Origin of the sequence: Synechococcus sp. C9 (genome assembly GCF_022984075.1) — a bacterium.
Classification (GTDB): Bacteria; Cyanobacteriota; Cyanobacteriia; order Gloeomargaritales; family Gloeomargaritaceae; genus Gloeomargarita.
This window is the reverse complement of record NZ_JALAAD010000001.1, coordinates 1651845-1673500: the sequence shown is the minus strand read 5'-3', so window position 1 is coordinate 1673500 and position 21656 is coordinate 1651845. Positions and strand designations below refer to the sequence as shown.

The 21656-nt window shown below is 50.7% G+C and carries 13 protein-coding genes; 9 read left to right on the top strand and 4 right to left on the bottom strand.

Annotation, left to right across the window (positions count from 1 at the left end):
• Positions 1–118 precede the first annotated feature (118 nt).
• From MLD66_RS08265 to mutS, 3 genes are read left to right on the top strand one after another with little or no spacing between them, the layout of a single operon-like run.
• Complete coding sequence (locus MLD66_RS08265; protein WP_247216858.1) at positions 119–2695, top strand: TIGR03960 family B12-binding radical SAM protein; 2577 nt, start codon at positions 119–121, stop codon at positions 2693–2695.
• The gene (gene mnmE, locus MLD66_RS08260) at positions 2695–4062 is read left to right on the top strand and encodes a tRNA uridine-5-carboxymethylaminomethyl(34) synthesis GTPase MnmE (RefSeq protein ID WP_247216856.1); all 1368 of its coding nucleotides are present in this window, start codon (positions 2695–2697) and stop codon (positions 4060–4062) included. The genes MLD66_RS08265 and mnmE overlap by 1 nt, the downstream gene beginning before the upstream one ends.
• Positions 4063–4111: 49 nt before the next feature.
• Positions 4112–6685: a DNA mismatch repair protein MutS gene (gene mutS / locus MLD66_RS08255; protein ID WP_339396946.1), complete on the top strand. Its 2574-nt coding sequence runs from the start codon at positions 4112–4114 to the stop codon at positions 6683–6685.
• On the opposite strand, the gene MLD66_RS08250 is transcribed toward mutS, so the two are convergent.
• The 3 genes from MLD66_RS08250 to gyrB all read right to left on the bottom strand — a co-directional run bounded on the left by MLD66_RS08250 (position 6669) and on the right by gyrB (position 11313).
• Complete coding sequence (locus tag MLD66_RS08250; RefSeq protein WP_247216854.1) at positions 6669–7793, bottom strand: SpoIID/LytB domain-containing protein; 1125 nt, start codon at positions 7791–7793, stop codon at positions 6669–6671. The genes mutS and MLD66_RS08250 overlap by 17 nt on opposite strands.
• A gap of 496 nt (positions 7794–8289) precedes the next feature.
• Complete coding sequence (locus tag MLD66_RS08245; protein WP_247214935.1) at positions 8290–9240, bottom strand: transposase; 951 nt, start codon at positions 9238–9240, stop codon at positions 8290–8292.
• A 138-nt stretch (positions 9241–9378) separates the two neighbouring features.
• A complete protein-coding gene (gyrB, locus tag MLD66_RS08240; protein ID WP_247216853.1) occupies positions 9379–11313 on the bottom strand; it encodes a DNA topoisomerase (ATP-hydrolyzing) subunit B in 1935 nt (644 codons plus the stop codon).
• Between the two features lie 136 nt (positions 11314–11449).
• On the opposite strand from gyrB, the gene miaA reads away from it, so the two are divergent.
• The 4 genes from miaA to MLD66_RS08220 all read left to right on the top strand — a co-directional run bounded on the left by miaA (position 11450) and on the right by MLD66_RS08220 (position 15153).
• On the top strand, positions 11450–12340 hold the full coding sequence (gene miaA / locus MLD66_RS08235; RefSeq protein WP_247216851.1) for a tRNA (adenosine(37)-N6)-dimethylallyltransferase MiaA: 891 nt from the start codon (positions 11450–11452) through the stop codon (positions 12338–12340).
• A gap of 187 nt (positions 12341–12527) precedes the next feature.
• A complete protein-coding gene (gene murQ, locus MLD66_RS08230) occupies positions 12528–13442 on the top strand; it encodes an N-acetylmuramic acid 6-phosphate etherase (protein ID WP_247216849.1) in 915 nt (304 codons plus the stop codon).
• Positions 13426–14559, top strand: coding sequence for an anhydro-N-acetylmuramic acid kinase (locus tag MLD66_RS08225; RefSeq protein ID WP_247216847.1), 1134 nt, complete (start codon positions 13426–13428; stop codon positions 14557–14559). Before murQ ends, MLD66_RS08225 begins: the two co-directional genes overlap by 17 nt.
• A 3-nt stretch (positions 14560–14562) precedes the next feature.
• The gene (locus tag MLD66_RS08220; RefSeq protein WP_247216845.1) at positions 14563–15153 is read left to right on the top strand and encodes a pseudouridine synthase; all 591 of its coding nucleotides are present in this window, start codon (positions 14563–14565) and stop codon (positions 15151–15153) included.
• Between the two features lie 534 nt (positions 15154–15687).
• On the opposite strand, the gene MLD66_RS08215 is transcribed toward MLD66_RS08220, so the two are convergent.
• Complete coding sequence (locus MLD66_RS08215) at positions 15688–16665, bottom strand: glucokinase (RefSeq protein ID WP_247216843.1); 978 nt, start codon at positions 16663–16665, stop codon at positions 15688–15690.
• A gap of 481 nt (positions 16666–17146) precedes the next feature.
• On the opposite strand from MLD66_RS08215, the gene MLD66_RS08210 reads away from it, so the two are divergent.
• Both MLD66_RS08210 and MLD66_RS08205 read left to right on the top strand, forming a co-directional pair.
• Positions 17147–18379, top strand: a complete 1233-nt coding sequence (locus MLD66_RS08210; protein ID WP_247216841.1) for an efflux RND transporter periplasmic adaptor subunit — start codon at positions 17147–17149, stop codon at positions 18377–18379.
• A gap of 8 nt (positions 18380–18387) precedes the next feature.
• A complete protein-coding gene (locus MLD66_RS08205; RefSeq protein ID WP_247216839.1) occupies positions 18388–21654 on the top strand; it encodes an efflux RND transporter permease subunit in 3267 nt (1088 codons plus the stop codon).
• The last annotated feature ends 2 nt before the right edge of the window (positions 21655–21656 follow it).

The window sequence follows — 21656 nt, the reverse complement described above, 5'->3', positions numbered from 1 at the left end:
TAGGTATGGATACACGCTAATTTCCTATTTTACGCAAATGGATCACCAAAAATAAAGAACAGCACGGATGAGAACCATTAAAATACCAATCAAGCAAAATACTCGGTGGGAATAACTGATGCCTGTAGCCGTTACCTCCTTACTCAATTCAGATGTTAGTAAACCCGCCCGTTATTTAGGGCAAGAACTGGGAGCCATTCACAAACCTTGGGACAAAGCCCAGGTACATTGGGTACTAAGCTACCCCGAATTGTACGAAGTGGGGGCATCAAATCTAGGGCATATTATTCTCTACAATATTATCAACGCCCAACCGGATCAATTGTGTGACCGAGCCTATTTACCCGCACCGGATTTCGCCGCCAAATTAAGGGCAACCCAGACCCCCCTGTTTGCTGTGGAATCCCGCCGGAGTTTACGGGAATTTGACCTGATTGGCTTCAGTTTAAGCTATGAATTGGGTGCCACCAATATCCTGGAAATGCTCGATTTGGCAGGCATTCCTCTAACCAGTCACGCCCGGAGCAATGGCGATTATCCCTTGATTTTTGCAGGGGGACCAACGGCAACTGGCAACCCGGAGCCCTATGCGGAATTTTTCGATTTTTTTGCCCTCGGGGACGGGGAAGAATTACTGCCAGAAATTGGTTTGGTTATTCAAGAGGGGAAAGCGGCGGGTTTATCTCGCAGAGAATTATTACTGGATTTGGCGCAAATTCCAGGGGTGTATGTGCCCGAATTTTATGCCCCCCAACCGGATGGGGCGGTGGTGCCTTTACGCCCTGATGTCCCGAAAAAAATCCTGCGACGGGTGGCGACCCCGATTCCTGCCTATGGCATCGGGTTGGTGCCCTATGTGGAAACGGTGCATGACCGCTTAACGGTAGAAATTCGGCGGGGATGCACCAGAGGATGCCGTTTTTGTCAGCCGGGAATGCTCACCCGACCGGCACGGGATGTGGCACCGGAAACGGTGATTCAAACCATTGAACAGGGGATGCGAGCGACCGGATTTAATGAATTTTCCCTACTATCGTTGAGTTGTTCCGATTACCTATCCCTACCGGCGGTGGGGTTAGAAATTAAGCAGAAATTACACGACCAACCGGTAAGTTTATCCCTACCCAGCCAGCGGGTGGATCGCTTTGATGAACATATTGCAGAAATTATTGGCGGCACTCGCAAAGGGGGGTTAACTTTTGCACCGGAAGCGGGCACTCAACGCCTGCGGGACATTATCAATAAAGGGTTAACCAACGAGGAACTTTTGCGGGGGGTAAAAACCGCTTGGGAACAGGGTTGGGATCGGGTCAAACTGTATTTTATGATTGGTTTGCCCGGCGAAACGGATGCGGATGTGGTGGGCATCGCCGAAACCTTAAAATGGCTCCAGCGCGAATGTCGAGGGGCAGGACGAAAACCCTTAGGTTTTCATGTGACGATTTCTAATTTTACTCCCAAACCCCATACGCCTTTTCAATGGCATTCCGTAGCGACTGCTGAATTTATCCGCAAACAGGAATTACTCAAACAAGAATTTAAGTTCATTCGCCATCTCAAAGCCAATTTTACGGATGTACGCATTTCCGCAATGGAAGATTTTTTAGGACGGGGGGATCGCTCCCTGGGAAAAGTGATTCAGCGGGCATGGGAATTGGGAGCGGGCATGGATGCCTGGTGGGAATCTTTAGAACGGGCTTATGCGGCGTGGTCGCAAGCGATTGAGGAATCAAATTTAACCTGGAAATATCGCACGATTGAACAGGGACAGTGGTTTGAATCCGTAGATTATGAACAGTTACTCACCCAAAGTTTACCTTGGGATCATCTGGATACGGGCATTGATAAAAAGTGGCTGGTAGATGACTTGCAACGGGCATTAGCAACTGCCACCGTACCGGATTGTTCATTTGAAGGATGCTCCCATTGTGGGGTGTGTGGGATTGATTTGGGTCATAATGTGGTGGTGCCACCGCCGCCCTTGCCCAAGGAAAAAGTTACGACCAGAATTCCTACCCAACGGGTGCAAAGATTACGCCTAAAATTTGGCAAACAAGGGGAATTGGCACTGTTAAGTCACTTGGATTTGGTGCGTTTATTTGACCGGGCAATTCGGCGAGCCAATTTACCCATTTCCTACAGTGAAGGGTTTCATCCGGGGGCACGATTAATGCCTGCAAGTGCCTTACCACTGGGGGCAACCAGTGCGGGTGAAATTATTGATTTTGAATTGTATAAAACCTGCGATCCCCAAGAGTTTTTAGAACAATTAAAAGCCCAATTACCGGCGGATATTCCCCTGTATGAAATTACGGAAATTCCCGTAAATTGTCCATCCAATACCCAATCCTTGATTGCTACCCAATATCGGTTGACCTTTGCTGTAGATGACGCTTCAGTAACAGCCGATTGGGAAGCATGGGTACATCAAATCCTAGCTACCTCAGAATTATGGTGGGAAGGGCAAACCAAAAGTGGTAAACCCAAGCGGATTAATTTACGAGACAAATTACATCATTTAGAACTTATTAAACTTGCTGGTAACCAAGCAGAAATCCTTTACGAAGGGGCTTGGAGTAACGATGGTCAATCCCTCCATCCTGACCATGTGCTATTTTTATTTCAAAAGATTGGCTCCCCAGGTGTTAATCTGATTCATATTCATCGAGAAAAGTTAATTTTTCGCAGTCATTAATGTTAAATTTAGGGGACACGATTGCGGCGATTGCGACAGCGGTTGCTCCTGAGCAGGGAAGTATTGCCATCGTGCGTTTGTCCGGTGTTGATAGCTTGAAAATTGCCCAAACGATTTTTCATGCCCCAGGGAAACAAACTTGGGAAAGTCATCGAATTTTATACGGTTATGTGAAAAATTCAAGCGGGCAAATTGTTGATGAAGCATTGCTTTTGTTGATGCTGGCTCCCCGTTCCTATACCCGGGAAGATGTGGTGGAATTTCACTGTCATGGGGGAATGATCACGGTACAAAAAGTCCTGCATTTATGTATTGAACAGGGGGCACGGTTAGCCCGTCCAGGGGAATTTACCCTGCGTGCTGTGTTGAACGGGCGATTGGATTTGACTCAGGCGGAAGCAATTGCCGATTTGGTAGGGGCAAAATCAACGGCTTCGGCGGAAAATGCTCTAGCAGTTTTGCAGGGAAAATTGGGTCAACAGATTCGTAGTTTACGGAGTCAATGTTTGGATTTATTGGCGGAATTAGAAGCTCGAATTGATTTTGATGAGGATTTGCCCAAGTTAGATATTGAGTGGGTGCGAAAACAAATTTCTGACATTTTAATACAGGTAAATCAACTATTAGCAACTGCCGAACGGGGTGAACTATTGCGCCGGGGAATTAAAGTAGCAATTGTTGGTCGTCCCAACGTGGGCAAATCGAGTTTGTTAAATGCTTGGAGCCAAACTGACCGAGCCATTGTCACGGATTTACCAGGTACAACCAGAGATGTGGTGGATGCCTATTTAGTTGTGCAGGGCATACCGGTGGAGATTTTGGATACCGCTGGGATTCGGGCGACCGATGACCCCGTAGAACAAATTGGCATTGAACGCTCCCGAAAAGCAATCCAAAAAGCTGATGTAATTCTCTTAGTTATTAATGCGTTGACCGGCTGGACTTCTGAGGATGCCACCCTCTATCAGGAATTAGATAGCCAAAGGGTAATCGTAGTGATGAATAAAATAGATTTGGTGACCGAATTGCCCAGGATGCCATTAGCAATAAAACCCATAATTTACACATCAGCGGTGCATCAAACGGGGATTGACCAATTAGAAACCGCATTATTAGCTCTGGTGCAAGCAGGGACGGTACAACAAACAAATCTGACCTATACCATTAACCAGCGGCAACAAACTGCTTTATTAACCACTCAAAAAGCCTTAGAAAATATGCAAATGACGATTGCCCAGGGATTACCCATTGATTTTTGGACGATTGATTTACGCACCGCCATCCAAGCCTTGGGTAGCATCACCGGCGAGGATATTACAGAACCCGTCCTTGACCGCATTTTTAGTAAATTTTGTATCGGTAAATAAGTCTCAACCACAGGGATTATAATGGGATAGAGAACAAGGGGTTACGGTGATGCTGGAAAATAGTAATTATCAACAGGTTGACCGGGAACAATTGGTGGATATGTTGCGGCATTATTGCCAGGTTAAAGATCAATATAATCATGCCCTATTACTATACCGGGTTGGGGATTTTTATGAAACCTTTTTTCAGGATGCGATTACGATTGCCAGGGAATTAGAACTCTATTTGACCAGTAAACATGGGGGTAAAGAAATTGGTAAAGTGCCGATGGCGGGTGTGCCCCAACACGCTTTAGAAAGGTACGCCAATCAACTCCTCAAAAAAGGGTATGCCGTGGCGATTTGTGATCAAACGGAAGATGCCGCTATTGCTGAGCGAGAACGGCGGATGGTACGGCGGGAAGTGACCCGAGTTTTTACCCCAGGAACCTTACTTGAAGAAGCCCTATTACCCGCCCGAGAAAATAATTTTTTGTGTGCTCTAGTCTTGCATGGGGAACATTGGGGATTGGCGTATGCGGATATTTCTACCGGGGAATTTTGGTTGACCCAAACCCAGGGGATGGAAGTATTGACCCAGGAGTTATTACGCATTCAACCGGCGGAAATTATTATCCCTGTGGAAACACCCGATTTAGTGGGTTTGTTGCGACCGGGAGAAAGTGCAGGGAAAATTCCCGCAGGTTTGCCCATACAGTTTACTTACACCTTACAGCCCCAGCGACTGTTTCAGGGCGCTAATGCCCGCCAGACTTTATTAGCAACCTATGGGCTTAAATCCTTGGAAGGTCTCGGTTGTGACCAACTGCCACTTGCAGTACAAGCCGCCGGGGGATTGTTGGGATATTTGGCGAATAATCAGGGGCACTATCAAACCGGATTGCAATTACCTCGTACTTATTTTGTCAGTGAGTATATGCGGTTAGACCAGCAAACTCGCCGCAATCTGGAATTGACCCAAACCGTGCGGGAGGGGGCATTTCACGGTTCCTTGCTTTGGGCGATTGACCGGACGTTGACGGGGATGGGGGCACGGTTACTGCGGCGGTGGCTACTGCAACCTCTGTTGGATGCCCAAGCGATTGGTGCCCGGTTGGATACGGTGGCAGAACTGGTGGATCAGGGAGGATTGCGCCAGCGGGTGCGGGAACATATTAAGCAAATTTATGACCTGGAACGCCTCTTGGGGCGGGTGCAAGCGGGAACGGCAAACGCTCGGGATTTATTGGCTTTGGCGGATTCGTTGTTGGCGGTCGGACGGTTGGCACAAGTGCTGGATCAGGTTCGTTCTTCATACTTACAAGATTTACAAACTGTACCGCCGGAACTAGAAGCCCTGGGAGAGCGGTTACGGCAGTCTTTGGTGGAAACGCCGCCAATTACCTTGACCGAGGGGGGTCTGATTCGACCGGGGGTGGATCAGGAATTGGATCATCTGAAACAAACCCTTGTTGAGGATCAAAACTGGATTGCTCAATTGGAAGTTACGGAGAAAATCCGCACCGGGATTGCCACATTAAAAGTGGGTTTTAATAAAACTTTTGGCTACTATATCAGCATCACCCGGGCGAAAAGTGAACAGGCACCGGAAAATTATATTCGCAAGCAAACCCTGACCAATGAAGAACGATATATTACGCCGGAATTAAAGGAACGGGAAATTAGGATTCTCACCCTGCAAACGGAAATCAATCAACGGGAATATGAACTGTTTTTGCAACTACGTCAGGCGGTTTCGTTGCATGAAAAATTGATTCGTCCCCTGGCGCAAAAGGTGGCGGCGTTAGATGTTTTGGCGGGGTTGGCGGACGTGGCGGTGATGTACAATTATCGGCGACCGGAAATTGTCACTGGGCGGGAATTGACCATCAAACAGGGGCGGCATCCGGTGGTGGAACAACTCCTACCGGCGGGGTGTTTTGTCCCCAATGATACCCATCTCGGTATGGGCACAGATTTGATGATTTTAACGGGTCCAAATGCCAGTGGCAAAAGCTGTTATCTGCGGCAGGTGGGGTTGATTCAATTATTAGCGCAGATCGGCAGTTTTGTCCCAGCCCTACAGGCAAAAATCAGCATTTGTGACCGGATTTTCACCCGGGTGGGGGCGGTGGATGACCTGGCGACCGGACAATCTACGTTTATGGTGGAAATGTGCGAAACGGCGAATATTTTGCACCATGCGACTGACCGCTCGTTGGTACTTTTGGATGAAATTGGGCGGGGGACGGCGACGTTTGATGGTTTGGCGATTGCCTGGTCGGTAGCAGAATACCTAGCTTTTTATCTCCGGTGTCGGGGTATTTTTGCCACCCATTATCACGAGTTGAATGAATTAGCCAATACCCTCAAAAACGTCGCTAATTATCAGGTGGTGGTGCAGGAATTGGCGGATCAAATTGTGTTTTTGCATCAGGTACAACCAGGGGGGGCGGATCGCTCCTATGGGATTGAAGCGGGGCGGTTAGCGGGTTTGCCGCCGGTGGTGATTAACCGAGCCAGGGAAATTATGCATCGCATTGAACAGCATTCCCAAATTACTTTAGGATTACAAAATCATGGGGTTCATTCACAAAACACCCAGGGAGAATTGCCCCTGTTTGCCCCTAACGGGTCGAATTAATTTCGGTACCCTGGTAATAGTACTGCAAAATTTGCTGGTAATTGTAACCCCGTTGTGCTAATCCAAAGGCTCCCCATTGGCTCATGCCCAAGCCGTGCCCAAATCCCCGCCCCTGAAATTCAAAACTGCCGTCGGGGGCATTCACCGGGTTGGTACTGGCAACATCTCCCCGGGTGGGGGTGACTTGAAACAGGGTACTACGGAGGTCAAGGAGGCGGCGCAACTCCGAGCCGGTAAAGGTTTTAGTTCCTGTCGTGCCGGTCACCCGCATCTCCACCACCCGTCCCTGGGGCGTGGTACGCACTGGGGTCAAGCTGGTCACTTGCCCGACCCCTGGCAGTAGGCGGCTGAGTTCCGCTTGGGTAAAGGTTTTTTGCCAACTATAAACGGGGGCTTCCTGGTCAAAATCCGGCACTCCCCGCAGGTACGGACGGGGGGCGGACCAAATATCCTCTACGTTTTCCGTGTGTCCCCCAGAGGCGGCGTGATAGACAGCTTCGATGATTTGCCCCCGATAGGTCACCACTTGCCCGGTGGTGGCAGTTACCGCTTCCCGAGTGCTGTCGGATTCCCGGCTGTAGCCCTTGTAGGCTTGCCACGTCACGGTGCGCCCCACATCAAAATCCGGGTCTGCCGGGCGGCGCAACCGGAACAGGATAAAGGAACGGGCGGCTACCGCCTGGGCTTTCAGGGCTTCCAAAGGCCAGAAGGGGTACATTTCCGAGCCGACCACACTGTACAGGTATTCCTCCAGGGGGACATGGTTGACCGCCAGCAGTCCATCCGGGCGAGCCACCAAGCGCAACCGCCCCCGGTACCAATCATCGCTGATGAAGACAAAGCTATTGTCCGTCGGACGCACCCACAAGTCCCGTCCCCGAAACGTGTGCAGTACGACCTGCCCCCCCTGCACCTGCGCCACAAAACCCAACATGGGGGGTAACGTGCCCAGGGTTCGCCCTGACCCATCGGTAACGACGGCATTGCCAGAAGCCCCTACCCGCACGGTTTTTGCGCCCTGTTGTATGCCCACCCGTAGTTCCGTAGCCGAGGCAACACCCCCGGCAAGGGTCAGCCCCGCCAGAATGACGCCAACTGTGGTTCGCATCCAAAGCAACAGCATCTTAAGAAATTCCGTAGATTAACGGGCAAGCCCCCAAAAAGTATAGCAGGATTCATTTGCCCCGACTACCACCCCAGGGATAGTGGGTGAAATGAAAAACATAAGTACATCAGGGTGAAATCGAGTAATTATGTTAAATAAAATTTAGTTCTTTACCCTCGATAAAAACCTATAGCAATCCTACTTGATTTACATTAGCTTGCGTGCCGTAGGCATACACAAAGTTTCCAGAACCAAGTACGGGGGCAGTGCCCCTGCGACCGCTAACTTTGAATTTATAGAGCTACCCTTTAGTCATCCTGCTCAAGTATAGCAATCCTACTTGATTGACAAACAAAAATTCCGCAGAACCAAGGGCGGGGGGTGCCCCCTGCGACCCCTGTTCCATTCTCATTTAGGATTGCTATATTCGGAAAAACCAAATCCCTAGCGTGCAGTAGTGTTGAATGTCCGTAATAAAACTTAACATAAGGGGTCAGGGTTATCCTACGAGCGGCTCTACCCCTACGAGTTCCATGAAGCTACAGTGTCGGCCTATTTCTATTTGTAAATATCGCAACTTGTCAATCAATTCATAGGTCTTATTGTGACCTATCTCCAGCAATCTTAAAATTAGATAACCAATCAATACGGCATAAATCTGTAGCCGCACACCATTCTCATTCTTGGTAATGATTCTATCCAATTTCAAGTGCATCTTTAGTGCCTTCCAAAGCAACTCAATTCGCCAGCGCAAACGATAGGCTGAACAAATCTCTTCATCCGTCATCGAAGTCACGTTAGTCGCTAGCCTATATTCTGTGTTTTCCTCTTCATTAAAAAATTGAATTACCCGAATATCCGGATTGTCAGGTTGCAACTTCATATTATTTCTAATCCGCACAATAAACAATGTATTTCGTTTACACATTTCGTCCATTAATTTCCAGGAAGCAAAACCCCTATCCATGATACCAACGGCATTCTCAGGTATCGTCCCAATCACAAGATGCCCAATTTTATGGTCATTAGTCTTTCCAAATATAATTGATTCGTCACCGATATTGCCCTCATTTATATCCAGGCCAAGCGTCAATTTTACCTGCTTGTAGTGCCAGAATAATTTGCTGGTCAGGGTGATAATGGTAGAATCTAATGGGAATAAGTGCTTAAATTCACCTTGATGATGTTTAAGCCGTTTTTGCAGTTCTCTTAGGATCACTTGAAACGGCTCGGTGCTACGATGTTTACACGCCTTAGAAAACGTTGATATGTCAACTTTAAAATTGAGATGATTCAAGAGGAAGAATAAGCCCCGCATGGTGGCGACTCTTGCATCTAAAATGAAGTGCATCCATATGAGTACAAACAAGCGAGTATCCAAGACTGGATAGTCGTTTTTGGGAAGAAGGTTCAGCAAGGGCTTGATAAGTCCCTGAATTTGTCGTCTCATAAAAATACTGTTACTCGTGGTTTCTACCAATCTAAAATACCATTTTTAGTCTCCCTTTTCCACCCTTTCGTTAACATTCAACACTACTGCCTAGCGTGCCCTTACAACCTATGTTTAGAGAGATGGTTTAGATAAGCGTTAAATATCCAATTCCTCTAAACTCAATTGGGAAGCATAGGTTTCAATAAATTCTCGCCGGGGTGGTACCCGATCCCCCATCAAAATGGTAAACAGTCGATCCGCTTCAGCGGCATCTTCAATCGTGACTCGTTTCAGGGTGCGGGTTTCCGGGTTCATTGTGGTTTGCCAGAGTTGTTCCGGCATCATTTCCCCCAGCCCTTTGAAACGTTGAATGATGTAATTGGCATGGCTCGGTAATTCTTGCTTGACCTGTTGCAATTCCCGGTCATTGTAACAATAAATCACCTGCCGGGGACGGGTACGCTCCACTTTATATAACGGTGGACAACCGATATAAATATGCCCCAGTTCCACAATGGGACGCTGGTAGCGATAGAAAAAGGTGAGCAATAGGGTGCGAATATGGGCACCATCCACATCCGCATCCGTTAAAAGAATCACCCGATGATAACGTAATTTTGCCACATCAAATTCTTCCCCCTTAATGCCCAAACCAATCGCCATAATTAAGGCTTGAATTTCCGCATTTTTATACACCCGGGCATCATCGGTTTTTTCGATGTTAATGATTTTACCTCGTAGGGGTAAAATAGCTTGGAATCGCCGGTCTCGCGCCTGTTTGGCACTTCCACCCGCACTATCCCCTTCCACAATAAATAGTTCTGATTCTTTCGGGTCACGGCTACTACAATCCGCCAATTTCCCCGGTAAGGTTGAGGACTCTAAAACCGATTTACGCCGTACCAATTCCCGTGCCCGGCGAGCCGCTTCCGCCGCTTGATAGGCTTGAATGGCTTTATCCAAAATCGCATCGGCAACCTGGGGACGCATTTCCAAAAATTCCATGAGCGCTTCCCCCACCAGAGAATCCACGATTCCCCGCACTTCCGTATTGCCCAATTTAGTTTTGGTTTGCCCCTCAAACTCCGGGTCGGGGACTTTAATTGAAATTACCCCCGCCAAGCCCTCCCGGATATGCTCCCCGGCTAAATTGGCATCTTGTTCCTTAAGTTTATTTCGCTTGCGCGCCAAATTATTCATCGTGCGGGTCAATACCGCTTTGAGACCTTCTAAATGGGTGCCCCCATCCACGGTACGGATATTATTGGCAAATCCCAAAACGTTGTCCGCATAGGCATCCACACACCACTGCAAGGCTACTTCAACCGTGACATTTTGCCGTTCCCCATGAATATAAATAATCTCCTCATGCAGGGGTTGTTTGTCCCGGTTCAAATAGCTCACATATTCCCGAATGCCCCCCAAATAACAAAAGGTTTCAATTCGAGGCGATTCCCGGCGATAATCCCGCAAACTGATCTGTATCCCCGCATTCAAATAGGCTAATTCCCGCAGGCGATTGGTGAGGGTGGCAAAATCAAATTCCGTTGTCTCTTTGAAAATTTCCGCATCCGGGAGAAACCGCACCGATGTGCCCCGCCGCTCCTCCTGCAAAGGTGTACTCAACAGACCCGTCACCGGCTTGCCCCGCTCAAACCGTTGGCAAAACTCATGACCCTCCCGCCACACGGTCACTTCCACCTCGGCTGACAGGGCATTGACCACGGACACCCCCACCCCATGCAGACCGCCGGATACCTTGTAACCGCCGTTATCGCCGCCGAATTTCCCCCCAGCGTGCAGTACGGTCATCACTGTTTCCAACGCCGACTTGCCGGTTTTGGCGTGAATTCCCGTCGGAATACCCCGACCATTGTCCGTCACTCTCACGGAACCGTCCGCTTCTAAATCCACCTCAATGTGGGTACAAAAGCCTGCAAGTGCCTCGTCCACCGAATTGTCCACCACCTCATAAACCAGATGGTGTAATCCCTTGGGTCCCGTACTACCAATGTACATCCCCGGACGTTTGCGTACCGCTTCCAACCCCTCAAGAACTTGAATCTGTTCAGCACTGTAGGCGGCGGTCATGCCAAAAACTCCTAGAAGCGATGGGAAATGGAGTGTACATTAAATCTGCTCAAATTTTAGCACAAAACGCCTAAAAGCTCCCTCAGAATGGAAATAAGGCAAATTTTCGTTAGGGGGTGCAATCCTGGCTTTAATCGTGATCAGTGGTCCCACAGCGACAGGGAAAACCGCATTGGGGATTGCTTTAGCACAAAAGTTAGACAGTGTCATTATTAATGCCGATTCCCGACAGGTCTATCGGGAGTTGGATATTGGCACTGCCAAGCCCACCCCGTTGCAGAAAGCCCAGGTTCCCCACTATTTGATTGACTGGGTGGCTCCCACCAGCCCGGTGACGGTTGCCCAGTATCAGCGGTCAGCCCAGGGGGTGATTGCCCAGATGCAGGGGCGGGGGAAAATCCCGTTGTTGGTGGGTGGAAGTGGTCTGTATGTACAGGCGGTGACTCGGGGACTATGTATTCCGCCGGTAGCACCCCAACCGGAATTGCGTCAGCAGTTATCTACTTATAGTCAACGGGAGCGGTATGAATGGCTCCAGCAGATTGACCCAGCGAGTGCCAGCAAAATCCATCCCCATGACCCGGTGCGTACCCTGCGTGCCTTGGAAGTGTATTACGTGACGGGGACACCCCTATCCCAACTCCAGGGGCAAAAAATTCCCGATTATCCAGTTCTATATTTATATTTAGACAGCGAACAACTGCCGCACCGAATTCGCCAACGTACCCGCAAAATGCTTGCCCTGGGATTAGTTCAGGAAACCCAGCGATTACAGGTGAAATATGGGGCTGATTTACCCCTATTAAAAACCCTTGGTTATCAAGAAATTAGCCATTATTTAGCGGGGGATTATTCTTTAGAAACGGCAGAAGAACTGATTATCAAACACACCTGTCAGTTGGTCAAGCGGCAAAGGACTTGGTTCCGGGCACAAACGGGTTTGGTTTCTATCAATAGCGACCGGGCGGATTTAATTGCCTATAGTTGGGAAAAAGTGCAGGAATTTCTGACTGCCATCGGTTATTAAATTGGTTATGAATGTAAATATAGGAATGCTACTGGATTGACGTTAGCTGGCGTGCCGTAGGCATACAAAAATTTTGCAGAACCAAGTACAAGGGTGGTGCCCCTGCGACCCCTATTCCATGCAGACTGACCCCAACAATGGTTTAATAAATAAGTACTAATTTGTTCCTGCGCTTCCCAAAACGTCTATGTCTTTGACCTATCGAGGGCATTTGTTGACCGAACAACGTTGCCCAGCCAGTGCCAATCTGGATCAACATTCCCTCGTGGAAATTTTGCACATCATTAATCAGGCGGATCAACAGGTGCCGATGGTGGTCGGACAAGCGATTCCTGCCATTGCCGCCGCCGCTGAATTGATTTGGCAACAGCTTGCCCAGGGCTATTCCCTGTTTTATTTGGGAGCGGGTACCAGTGGGCGTTTGGGGGTGTTGGATGCCGCCGAATGTCCCCCCACCTTTTCCACCGATCCGCGCATGGTGCAGGGGGTGATCGCCGGGGGAGAATTGGCTTTGATCCAGGCAGTCGAGGGGGCGGAAGATAACCGGGAACAGGCGGTGCTGGATTTGCAAAAACGGGGGTTTCAAACCGGGGATGTCCTGTGTGGCATTGCCGCTGGTTCCACTACGCCCTATGTGTTGGCAGGTCTGGAATATGCCGGTAATTTAGGCAGTCCTACGGTTTTCATTACGTGTAATCCTGAAGGTGCAAAACTCATTGATGTGGATCAAGTGATCCTATTACCCGTAGGGGCAGAAATTCTCACCGGTTCAACCCGGATGAAAGCGGGGACAGCGACAAAATTAGTTTTGAATATGCTAAGTACTTCAGTGATGGTTAAACTGGGTAAAGTCTATGGAAATTTGATGGTAGATTTGCGGGCAACCAATAGCAAATTGTGGGAACGGGGCACACGATTTGTCCAATATTTAACCGGGTTAGAATTATCGGCGGCACGGGAATTATTAGTCACAGCGCAAGGTCAAGTGAAAACAGCAGTGGTGATGTATCATCGGGGGGTAGATTTTGCCACCGCCCAACAGTTACTTCAGGAAGCGCAAGGGCATTTACGGCGGGTGATTGGGGATGTGGAAATTAACTGAGGTGCAGCAGTTAACCAAACGACGGGTGGCGGGGCTGATGTCCGGTACTTCGATGGATGGGATTGATGTATGTATTTGTGAAATTCAGACCCAGCCTTGGCAATGTCACTGGCTCACAGCGCAAACCATTTCCTATCCCGAATCCCTGCGATTTTCCCTAATGCAAACCCAAGGAAATGTAGCCCAAATTGCCCATTGGCATCGCCAGATTGGGGAAGCTTTTCGAGAGGCGTTGGCGAAGATTTTAGCCGATTTTCCAACGGAATTGCATTTAATTGGCAGTCACGGGCAAACTATTTATCATGAGCATCAAAAAGTTACCTGGCAATTAGGGGAAGTGGCTTTTTTGGCGGCGGCATTTGGCTGTCCGGTGGTGTCGGATTTTCGCATTCATGATGTGGCGGTGGGGGGGAGTGGTGCCCCGTTGGTTCCCTATGTGGATGCCCAGTTATTTGGTTATTTGCACCGCCCGGTGTTGGCTTTGAATTTAGGGGGAATTGCTAATTTTACTTTGGTCGCTGATGGTCAGGCGGTTATGGCTTTGGATTGTGGCCCGGCGAATATGGTTTTGGATGAATTAGCCAGCCTGTTTAGTCGGGGGCAAATGCGGCTGGATCGGGATGGGGCTTGGGCGGCTCAAGGGCAGGTTCGCCAAGCATGGTTAGATGATTTAATGGCGCATCCTTTTTTACAGCAACCACCCCCCAAATCCGCCGGGCGGGAACAGTTTGGTGGACTATTTGTGCAGGAATTAATGAACCATACCAATCCCGGTTCGCCTCGTTCCTGGTATGACCTGTTTGCGACGGTGACCCGCTTTACGGCAATGGCGATTTTCTCTCACTACGAACGGTGGATTTACCCTCACCAACCGATTACGGAAGTGATTGTCAGCGGCGGTGGGGTGCATAACCCGGTTTTGATGCGAGAATTAACCCAACTATTTCATCCAATTCCTGTGTCCACCAGCACCAACTATGGCATTGATCCTGATAGCAAAGAAGCCCTCGCATTTGCAATTTTAGCTTCGGAACGAATTGATTATAAACCTACGAATATCCCAGCGGTTACGGGTGCCAAACGACCGGTTTTATTGGGAAAAATTACGGAATTGTAGGGCATGAAATACCGCTATTTACTCCTCAACAAGCCCTATCGGGTGTTGTGTCAATTTCAGGATGCCCAAGGGCGACCCACGCTCAAGGATTATGTGCCGGTGCCGGGGGTGTATGCCGCTGGGCGGTTGGATTATGACAGCGAAGGGTTGGTGCTCTTGACGAATGATGGGCGTTTGCAACATCGGTTGACCGACCCCCGCTATGGTCATCCCCGTACCTACTGGGTGCAGGTGGAAGGGTGTCCGACCCCGGAGGCGTTGGCTGAGTTGCGCCAGGGCGTGCGGATTCAAGACTACATGACTCGACCAGCAGTGGTGCAGGTGTTGCCCCAGGAGCCGGACGTGCCGCCCCGAGACCCGCCGATTCGCTTTCGCCGCCATATCCCCACCACTTGGTTGCGCCTGACTTTGCGGGAAGGACGGAATCGCCAGGTGCGCCGTATGACCGCAGCCGTGGGCTATCCGACCCTGCGATTGGTGCGGGTGGCAATCGGTGAATTACATTTGCAGGACTTGGCACCGGGGTGTTGGCGAGAATTGAATAACCAGGAGCGGCAAAGTTTGCTCCGGCTGGGTAATGTTCAAAAGTTGTAGTAATTTCGCTTGAATTGTGAATAAAAATTCTGAGAGTCTCAAGTAAATAAAGGGCACCTCTATTTATTTGCACTACTGGAAGGTTATCTCGCTAGAATACCTATACTATCGAGAACCATACACCGCAGGTGCTTCTTTGACGGGGGCTACGCCCCTGCGACCTATTTTTAGAAGTGCCTTAAATAATGATGGGCACCTCTATTAATTCATGGCTATTGAGAATGACCCCTGCATTATTGATAATTGCCAACGGGAGAATGGGGCTTCCAAGCCCGCCGTGTAAGTACAAAAATCCATAGATAGAGGTGCCTGATGTTGTACTGCGATAAACATCCAAAATCCTTTCACAGAGAGGGGTTTGTTAAAATTATGTTCCATGCCATCATTAGTAAATTAAAACTCTCAAAATTCTATATTTTTTTATGTTTAGAAAGTCAAGGGTCGCAGGGTAATACCCCGTACTTGGTTCTGTAGAGTTTCTGTTGGTTAAATACCTCCAGCACACAGGCTAACGAGTAAGATGGCTAGGTCATTTTAGCCAGAATCTTTAATATATTGCCGTGCCGCCTCAATTGCCCCCAATAAACCCACCCGGGTCGCTGTTACCAAAAATATCGGTATGCTAACCAACAACGGCCCCATCCGCCCCTTATCCAAAAACGCCCGCATAAATCCTCCCTGCTGAAACCGCTCCACCAAACGGGGGGCAATCCCACCTGTCAAATAAATCCCCCCCCGGGCGAGCAGTTTGAGGGCAAGATTCCCCGCTTCACTGCCATAATTCGCCACGAATATATCTACCGTTTGGCTACACAGGGGGTCGTGTAGATTCTCGGTAATCAAAGCTGGGTTCTTAGCCGCTAAAATTTCCGGGCGTGCCTGTTCGGGAAAAACCTGGGCGAGATAGCTGTAGATATTCCACAACCCTGGCCCCGAGACGACCCGCTCCGCCGACACCCGACCAAACTGGGATTGTAAATACTTCCATAACCCCAACTCCCGGTCATTGCGGGGCGCAAAATCCGTATGCCCCCCCTCGGAAGGCCACACCCGGTATTTCTGTCCATCCCAGGTGAGAAAACATTCCCCCAACCCGGTGCCCGCCGCCACCACCCCAATCGGCGCCTGGGGGACAACCGTTCCTTCCTGGAGTACCACCCAGTCCTGGGGATGGAGAAAGCGAATCCCGTAGCCCACCGCCTCCAGATCGTTGATCAGATGGACGTGGGGAATCCCCATCTGTGTTGCCAACTCCGATCCGCTCACCCGCCAACCCCGGTTGGTTAAATTCATAGAATTATCTTCCACAGGGCCAGCCACAGCCAAACAGGCCAAATCCGGCGAAACAGGGCTTTGACCCAAAAACTCCCGACCAATGGCACCCAAATCCGGGTAGTCATCGTTTTGGTAATTTTGCACCAGCAGAACTTGGGGGGGGTCAGCCAGACGCAACAGTTCAAAACGGGTATTTGTCCCGCCAATATCCCCCACCAATACCACGGGTTTCGCCACTGGATTGACCCCAACTGGTCTTCAGGTTGATTATGCCACTTCTCGGCTGGTTGACCTGACCTTTGGGAACCAAATTGGGGATGATTTTCAGGATTTTGCTGGGCTGAAGCGGCGGAGGGTAGGCAATTCTGGGAATAGGAACAGTTTGTTATGGCAGTTGCACCTGAATTGTCAGTGAAATTTCATATTGAAAAAAGCAAGGGTTGCAGGGCACCGCCCCGTTCTGGTTCTGAGTAACCTGATGACTCACACATAGCAATTACACCTGAATTGTGAGCAAAATTTCATACCGAAAAGAGCAAGGGTCGCAGGGCACCGCCCCATTCTGGTTCTGGGTAACCTGATGGCTCACATGGAACCTCTGAGATGGCGATAGATCATAGGATGCAAAACATTTGATTAAGAAAACTACGGCAAACCGGGAAACCAAGGAACCCCTTTGTTATAGTAACTGAGGTATGTTGTCGGTCATGTGGGGATTATGAAAACCTGGAAACGGGGAGCATGGGGCGGGGTTTTGAGCCTATTGGTCTTCGTCACCGCCGCCTGTAGCACCAAAAAAGCCGCTGGTCCCAGGGAAATCCCCGTCAAGACCCAGGAAGTGGTAAGCGGTCTATTGGAGGATAGTTCCCAATTTGTCGGCAATTTGGAAGCCCTGGCGCGGGTCTCCCTACGTCCCCAAATCAACGGCCGGATTACCCAAATTCCCGTGACCAATGGGGCACAGGTGCGCGCCGGGACGGTCATTGCCCGTTTGGAGCCGGATCAGACCGCCACAGAATTGGCGGGGGCCTTGGCTGGGGTACAGGCGGCTCAGGATGGGGTGCGCCAAGCGCAGGCGAATTTGCGGGCGGCTCGTTCCCAACAGAATGCCGCTCAAGCCACCCTAGAGTTACAAAAATTAGAGTACAAACGGGCGGTGGAATTGTTGGCGGAAGGGGTCATTGCCCAACAAACCAAGGACACGGCCACCAAAAATTTGGAAGTGGCGCAGGCGAATTTGAAAGCCACAGCGGATCAGGTGAAAGCCGCCGAAGCCGCCCTGGAACAGGCCAATGCCAATTTGCGCCAAGCCCAGGCCAATGCGGGTACGGCCCGGGTGAGTTTTGATTTTAAGGCGGTTTTGTCTCCCATTGATGGCATGGTGGCGGATATTCCCCTGCGGGTAGGGGATTTTGTCCAGACCGGGCAACAGATCACCCAAATTGTGAGAAATGATGTGCTAGATTTGCGGATTGCCGTGCCCACCAGCCGCTTGAACCAACTGCGCCGGGACTTGCCGGTGATTTTAGAAGACCCCAATACCGGTGAACGCCTGTCCCAAGGGCGATTGTATTTCATTTCTCCAGAGGTGGATACGGGCGCACAAACCATTCTCACCAAGGCGCAATTTCGCAATCCCCAGGGACAACTGCGGGATGGACAATATGTGCAGGCTCGGCTGGTCTGGAACCGGCAACCGGGTTTATTGGTGCCTGTGGTCGCCGTCACCCCCGTGGGGGCCCAAGCCTTTGTCTTCACCGTAGGGGAGCAAGAGGGCCGCCCCGTGGCCCGCAAAAAACCGGTGCAGTTGGGAGCCATCCAGGGGCAACAGTACCAAGTCCGCTCCGGTTTACAGCCGAATGAACAGGTGATTGTCTCCGGCTTGTTGGGGTTGGTGGATGGTGCCCCGATCCGTCCCACCGCCCAGACTGCGACCAACCCTACCCCCTGAGTTGATTCATGTTCAATCTTGCCGCTGGTTTCATCAAACGCCCGGTACTGACCACGGTTTGCTCGTTGTTGATTATCTTGCTGGGGGGGATCGCCATTCCCCTGTTACCTCTGGCAAAATTGCCGGATTTGGCTCCCAAACAGGTGCAGGTAACGGCGAATTTCCAAGGGGCGGATGCCCAAACCACCACCGATAATGTGACCACGGTTTTGGAACGGCAAATCAATGGCACGGAAGATATGTTGTATATGTCTTCCTATACGGATAGTACGGGCAATGCTACGATTAATGTTTCTTTTCCGGTGGAAATTGATGCCAATATCGCCCAGGTTTTGGTGCAAAACAATGTGTCAACCGCCCAACCCCAGTTACCGGAATCCGTGAACCGTACCGGGGTGACCACCACCAAACAATCCCCCAGTATCACGATTGCCTACGGGATTTATTCCGAGAAAAACGAGCAAGGGGAATTTATCTACGACAACACATTTTTAAGCAATTACGTTGACCGTTATATTACGGATGAAATCAAACGCCTGAATGGGGTGGGGGCAGTCACCATTGCGGGACAACGGCAGTACGCCATGCGGATTTGGCTGAATCCCGATGCCCTGGCCGCCCGGGGGGTAACCGCCCAGGAGGTGATCAATGCGATTAACAATCAGAATATTCAGGTGGGGGCGGGGGTGATTGGCCAAGAACCGGCTCCCCTTGGGCAACAGTACCAGTTGAATTTGCGGGCGGTGGGGCGATTTACCACACCCCAGGAAGCGGAAGCGATTGTGGTGAAAACGGGGAGCGATGGGGCGTTGATCCGGATCAAGGATGTGGGGCGGGCGGAGGTGGGTGCCCAGAACTACAGCGTGACGGCGATTTTCAACCAATCCCCGGCGGTGGCCTTGTTGGTGTATCAGTTGCCGGGTTCCAACGCCTGGAATACGGGTCAGTTGGTGCGGGCCAAGATGGACGAACTGGCACGGGATTTTCCGCCGGGACTCAAGGCCACCGTGGCGTTGGATAATACGGACTTTGTGGCCGCCGCCTTGCAGGAAGCCTTCAAGACCCTGTTTGAGGCGATTCTGCTGGTCTTTTTGGTGATTTTGCTCTTTTTGCAGGATTGGCGCACCACGATTATTCCCTCCATTGCCATTCCCGTCTCCCTGATTGGGGCGATGGCCTTTGCCCTGGCTTTTGGATTTAGCATGAACCAACTCACCTTGTTTGGGGTGATTTTGGCCACCGGGTTGGTGGTGGATGACGGGATTTTGGTGGTGGAGGCGGTGGCGCACAAAATTGGGCAAGGGTTGCGCCCGGTGCAGGCGGCGCTGGACTCGATGGGGGAATTGTTGGGGGCGATTATTGCCACATCCTTGGTATTGGTGGCGGTGTTTATCCCGGTGACCTTTTTCCCTGGCACGACCGGGATTGTGTATAAACAATTTGCCCTGATTATTGTATTTGCCATTATTATTTCGACGTTTAATGCTATGAGTTTTTCCCCGACGATGGCGGCGATTTTGATGCGTCCCAACCAGGGAATGCACGGGCCCTTGGCGAGTCTTTTTGAGGCATTTAACCAGGGCTTTGAATGGGTCAAACAGGGTTATACGGGGTTGGTGAGCCAGGTGATCCGCTGGCGTTGGTTCGTGATCCCGGTCTTTGTGGTGGGGTTGATCGCCTCGGGTTGGATTTACCAGGTCACGCCCCAGGGGTTTATCCCGGAGGAGGATCAGGGCTATTTCTTTATGCTGGGGGAAGCGCCTGCGACCGTTTCCTTGCAGTACACCACCGAGCAGGTCAAGCGGGTGGAGGAACTGATGCTCCAGAAGGAGGAAGTGGCGAGTGTGATGGGCATCAGCGGTTTTAGTTTTACGGGGAATGCCAGCAATAAGGCGCTATTTTTTGTGAAGCTCAAACCCTGGGAGGAACGCAAAGGGATTCAAAAATCCGTGTTTGGTCTCCTGCGCTGGGCGAATCGGCTGATGGCGACGGAAATCACCGGGATGCGGGTGTCGGCGGTGAATGCCCCGGCGATTGATGGGTTGGGCAGTACGGGGGGGATGGAGTTTTATCTCCAGGATCGGGCGTACCGGGGGATGGATGCCCTGATTGGCAATGGGCTGAAATTTTTGGAAGCGGCGAAGCAACGCCCGGAAATTGCCAGTATTTTTCCCAATTTCACCCCCAGTGCGCCTCTACTGCAGGTGAGTATTGACCGGAATTTAGCCAATGCTCAAAATGTGGACATCAATACGGTGTTCAATACCATGCAGACCTACCTGGGGGCGACCTATGTGAATCAGTATGTGTTGGGCGGCTTTTTGTACCGGGTCTATGCCCAGGCGGATGCCCAATACCGCTCCGACCCCCAGGCGATTGACCAGTTGTATGTGCGTTCCCGGGATGGCCGTTCGGTGCAGTTGAGCCAGGTGGTACGGTTGGAAAAGATTACCTATCCGCCGATTGTACAGCATTACAATATTTATACAGCTATTGACATTCTTGCCAGCCCTGCTCCTGGGTATAGTACGGGGGATGCCATGCGGGCGATTGAGGAGGTGGCCAAGGAGGAGTTGGCACCGGGGTTTGCGATTGCCTGGACGGGGATGGCGTTTCAGGAACGGGCGGCGGCGGGGGCGGCTCCCATTGTGTTTGGGTTGTCGTTTGTGATTGTGTTTTTGGTGTTGGCGGCGCAGTACGAAAGCTATATTGACCCGTTGATTATTATGCTGACGGTGCCCCTGTCGATCCTGGGGGCGTTGGGGGCGATCCAACTGCGGGCGAATCTCCTGCAATCCTGGAGCGGCTGGCCGGCGGTGAATAACAATATGTACACCCAAATTGCCCTGGTGATGCTGATTGCGTTGGCGAGTAAAAATGCGATTTTGATCGTGGAATTTGCCAACCAGTCCCACAAGGAGACGGGGATGAATTTCACCCAGGCGGCCATTCATGCCTGTCAGGAGCGACTGCGCCCGATTTTGATGACCGTGTTTTCCGGGTTGGTGGGGTTTGCGCCGCTGTTGGTGGCGAAGGGGGCGGGGGCGATGAGCCGTTGGTCCTTGGGAACGGCCTTGTTTGGGGGTTATCTGATTTCTACGGTGCTGAGTTTATTCCTGGTGCCGGTGCTGTACGTGGTGATTAAAAACCTGGAGCGGCAATTTTTCTCCGATGATGAAGGAGAAACCCCGGCAGAAACGCCTGCCCCCACGCCCACGGAACAGCCTGCGCCGGTGATGCGCTTTGAGGGGGGTTCCTCGGAGGGGCAGAGCTAGGG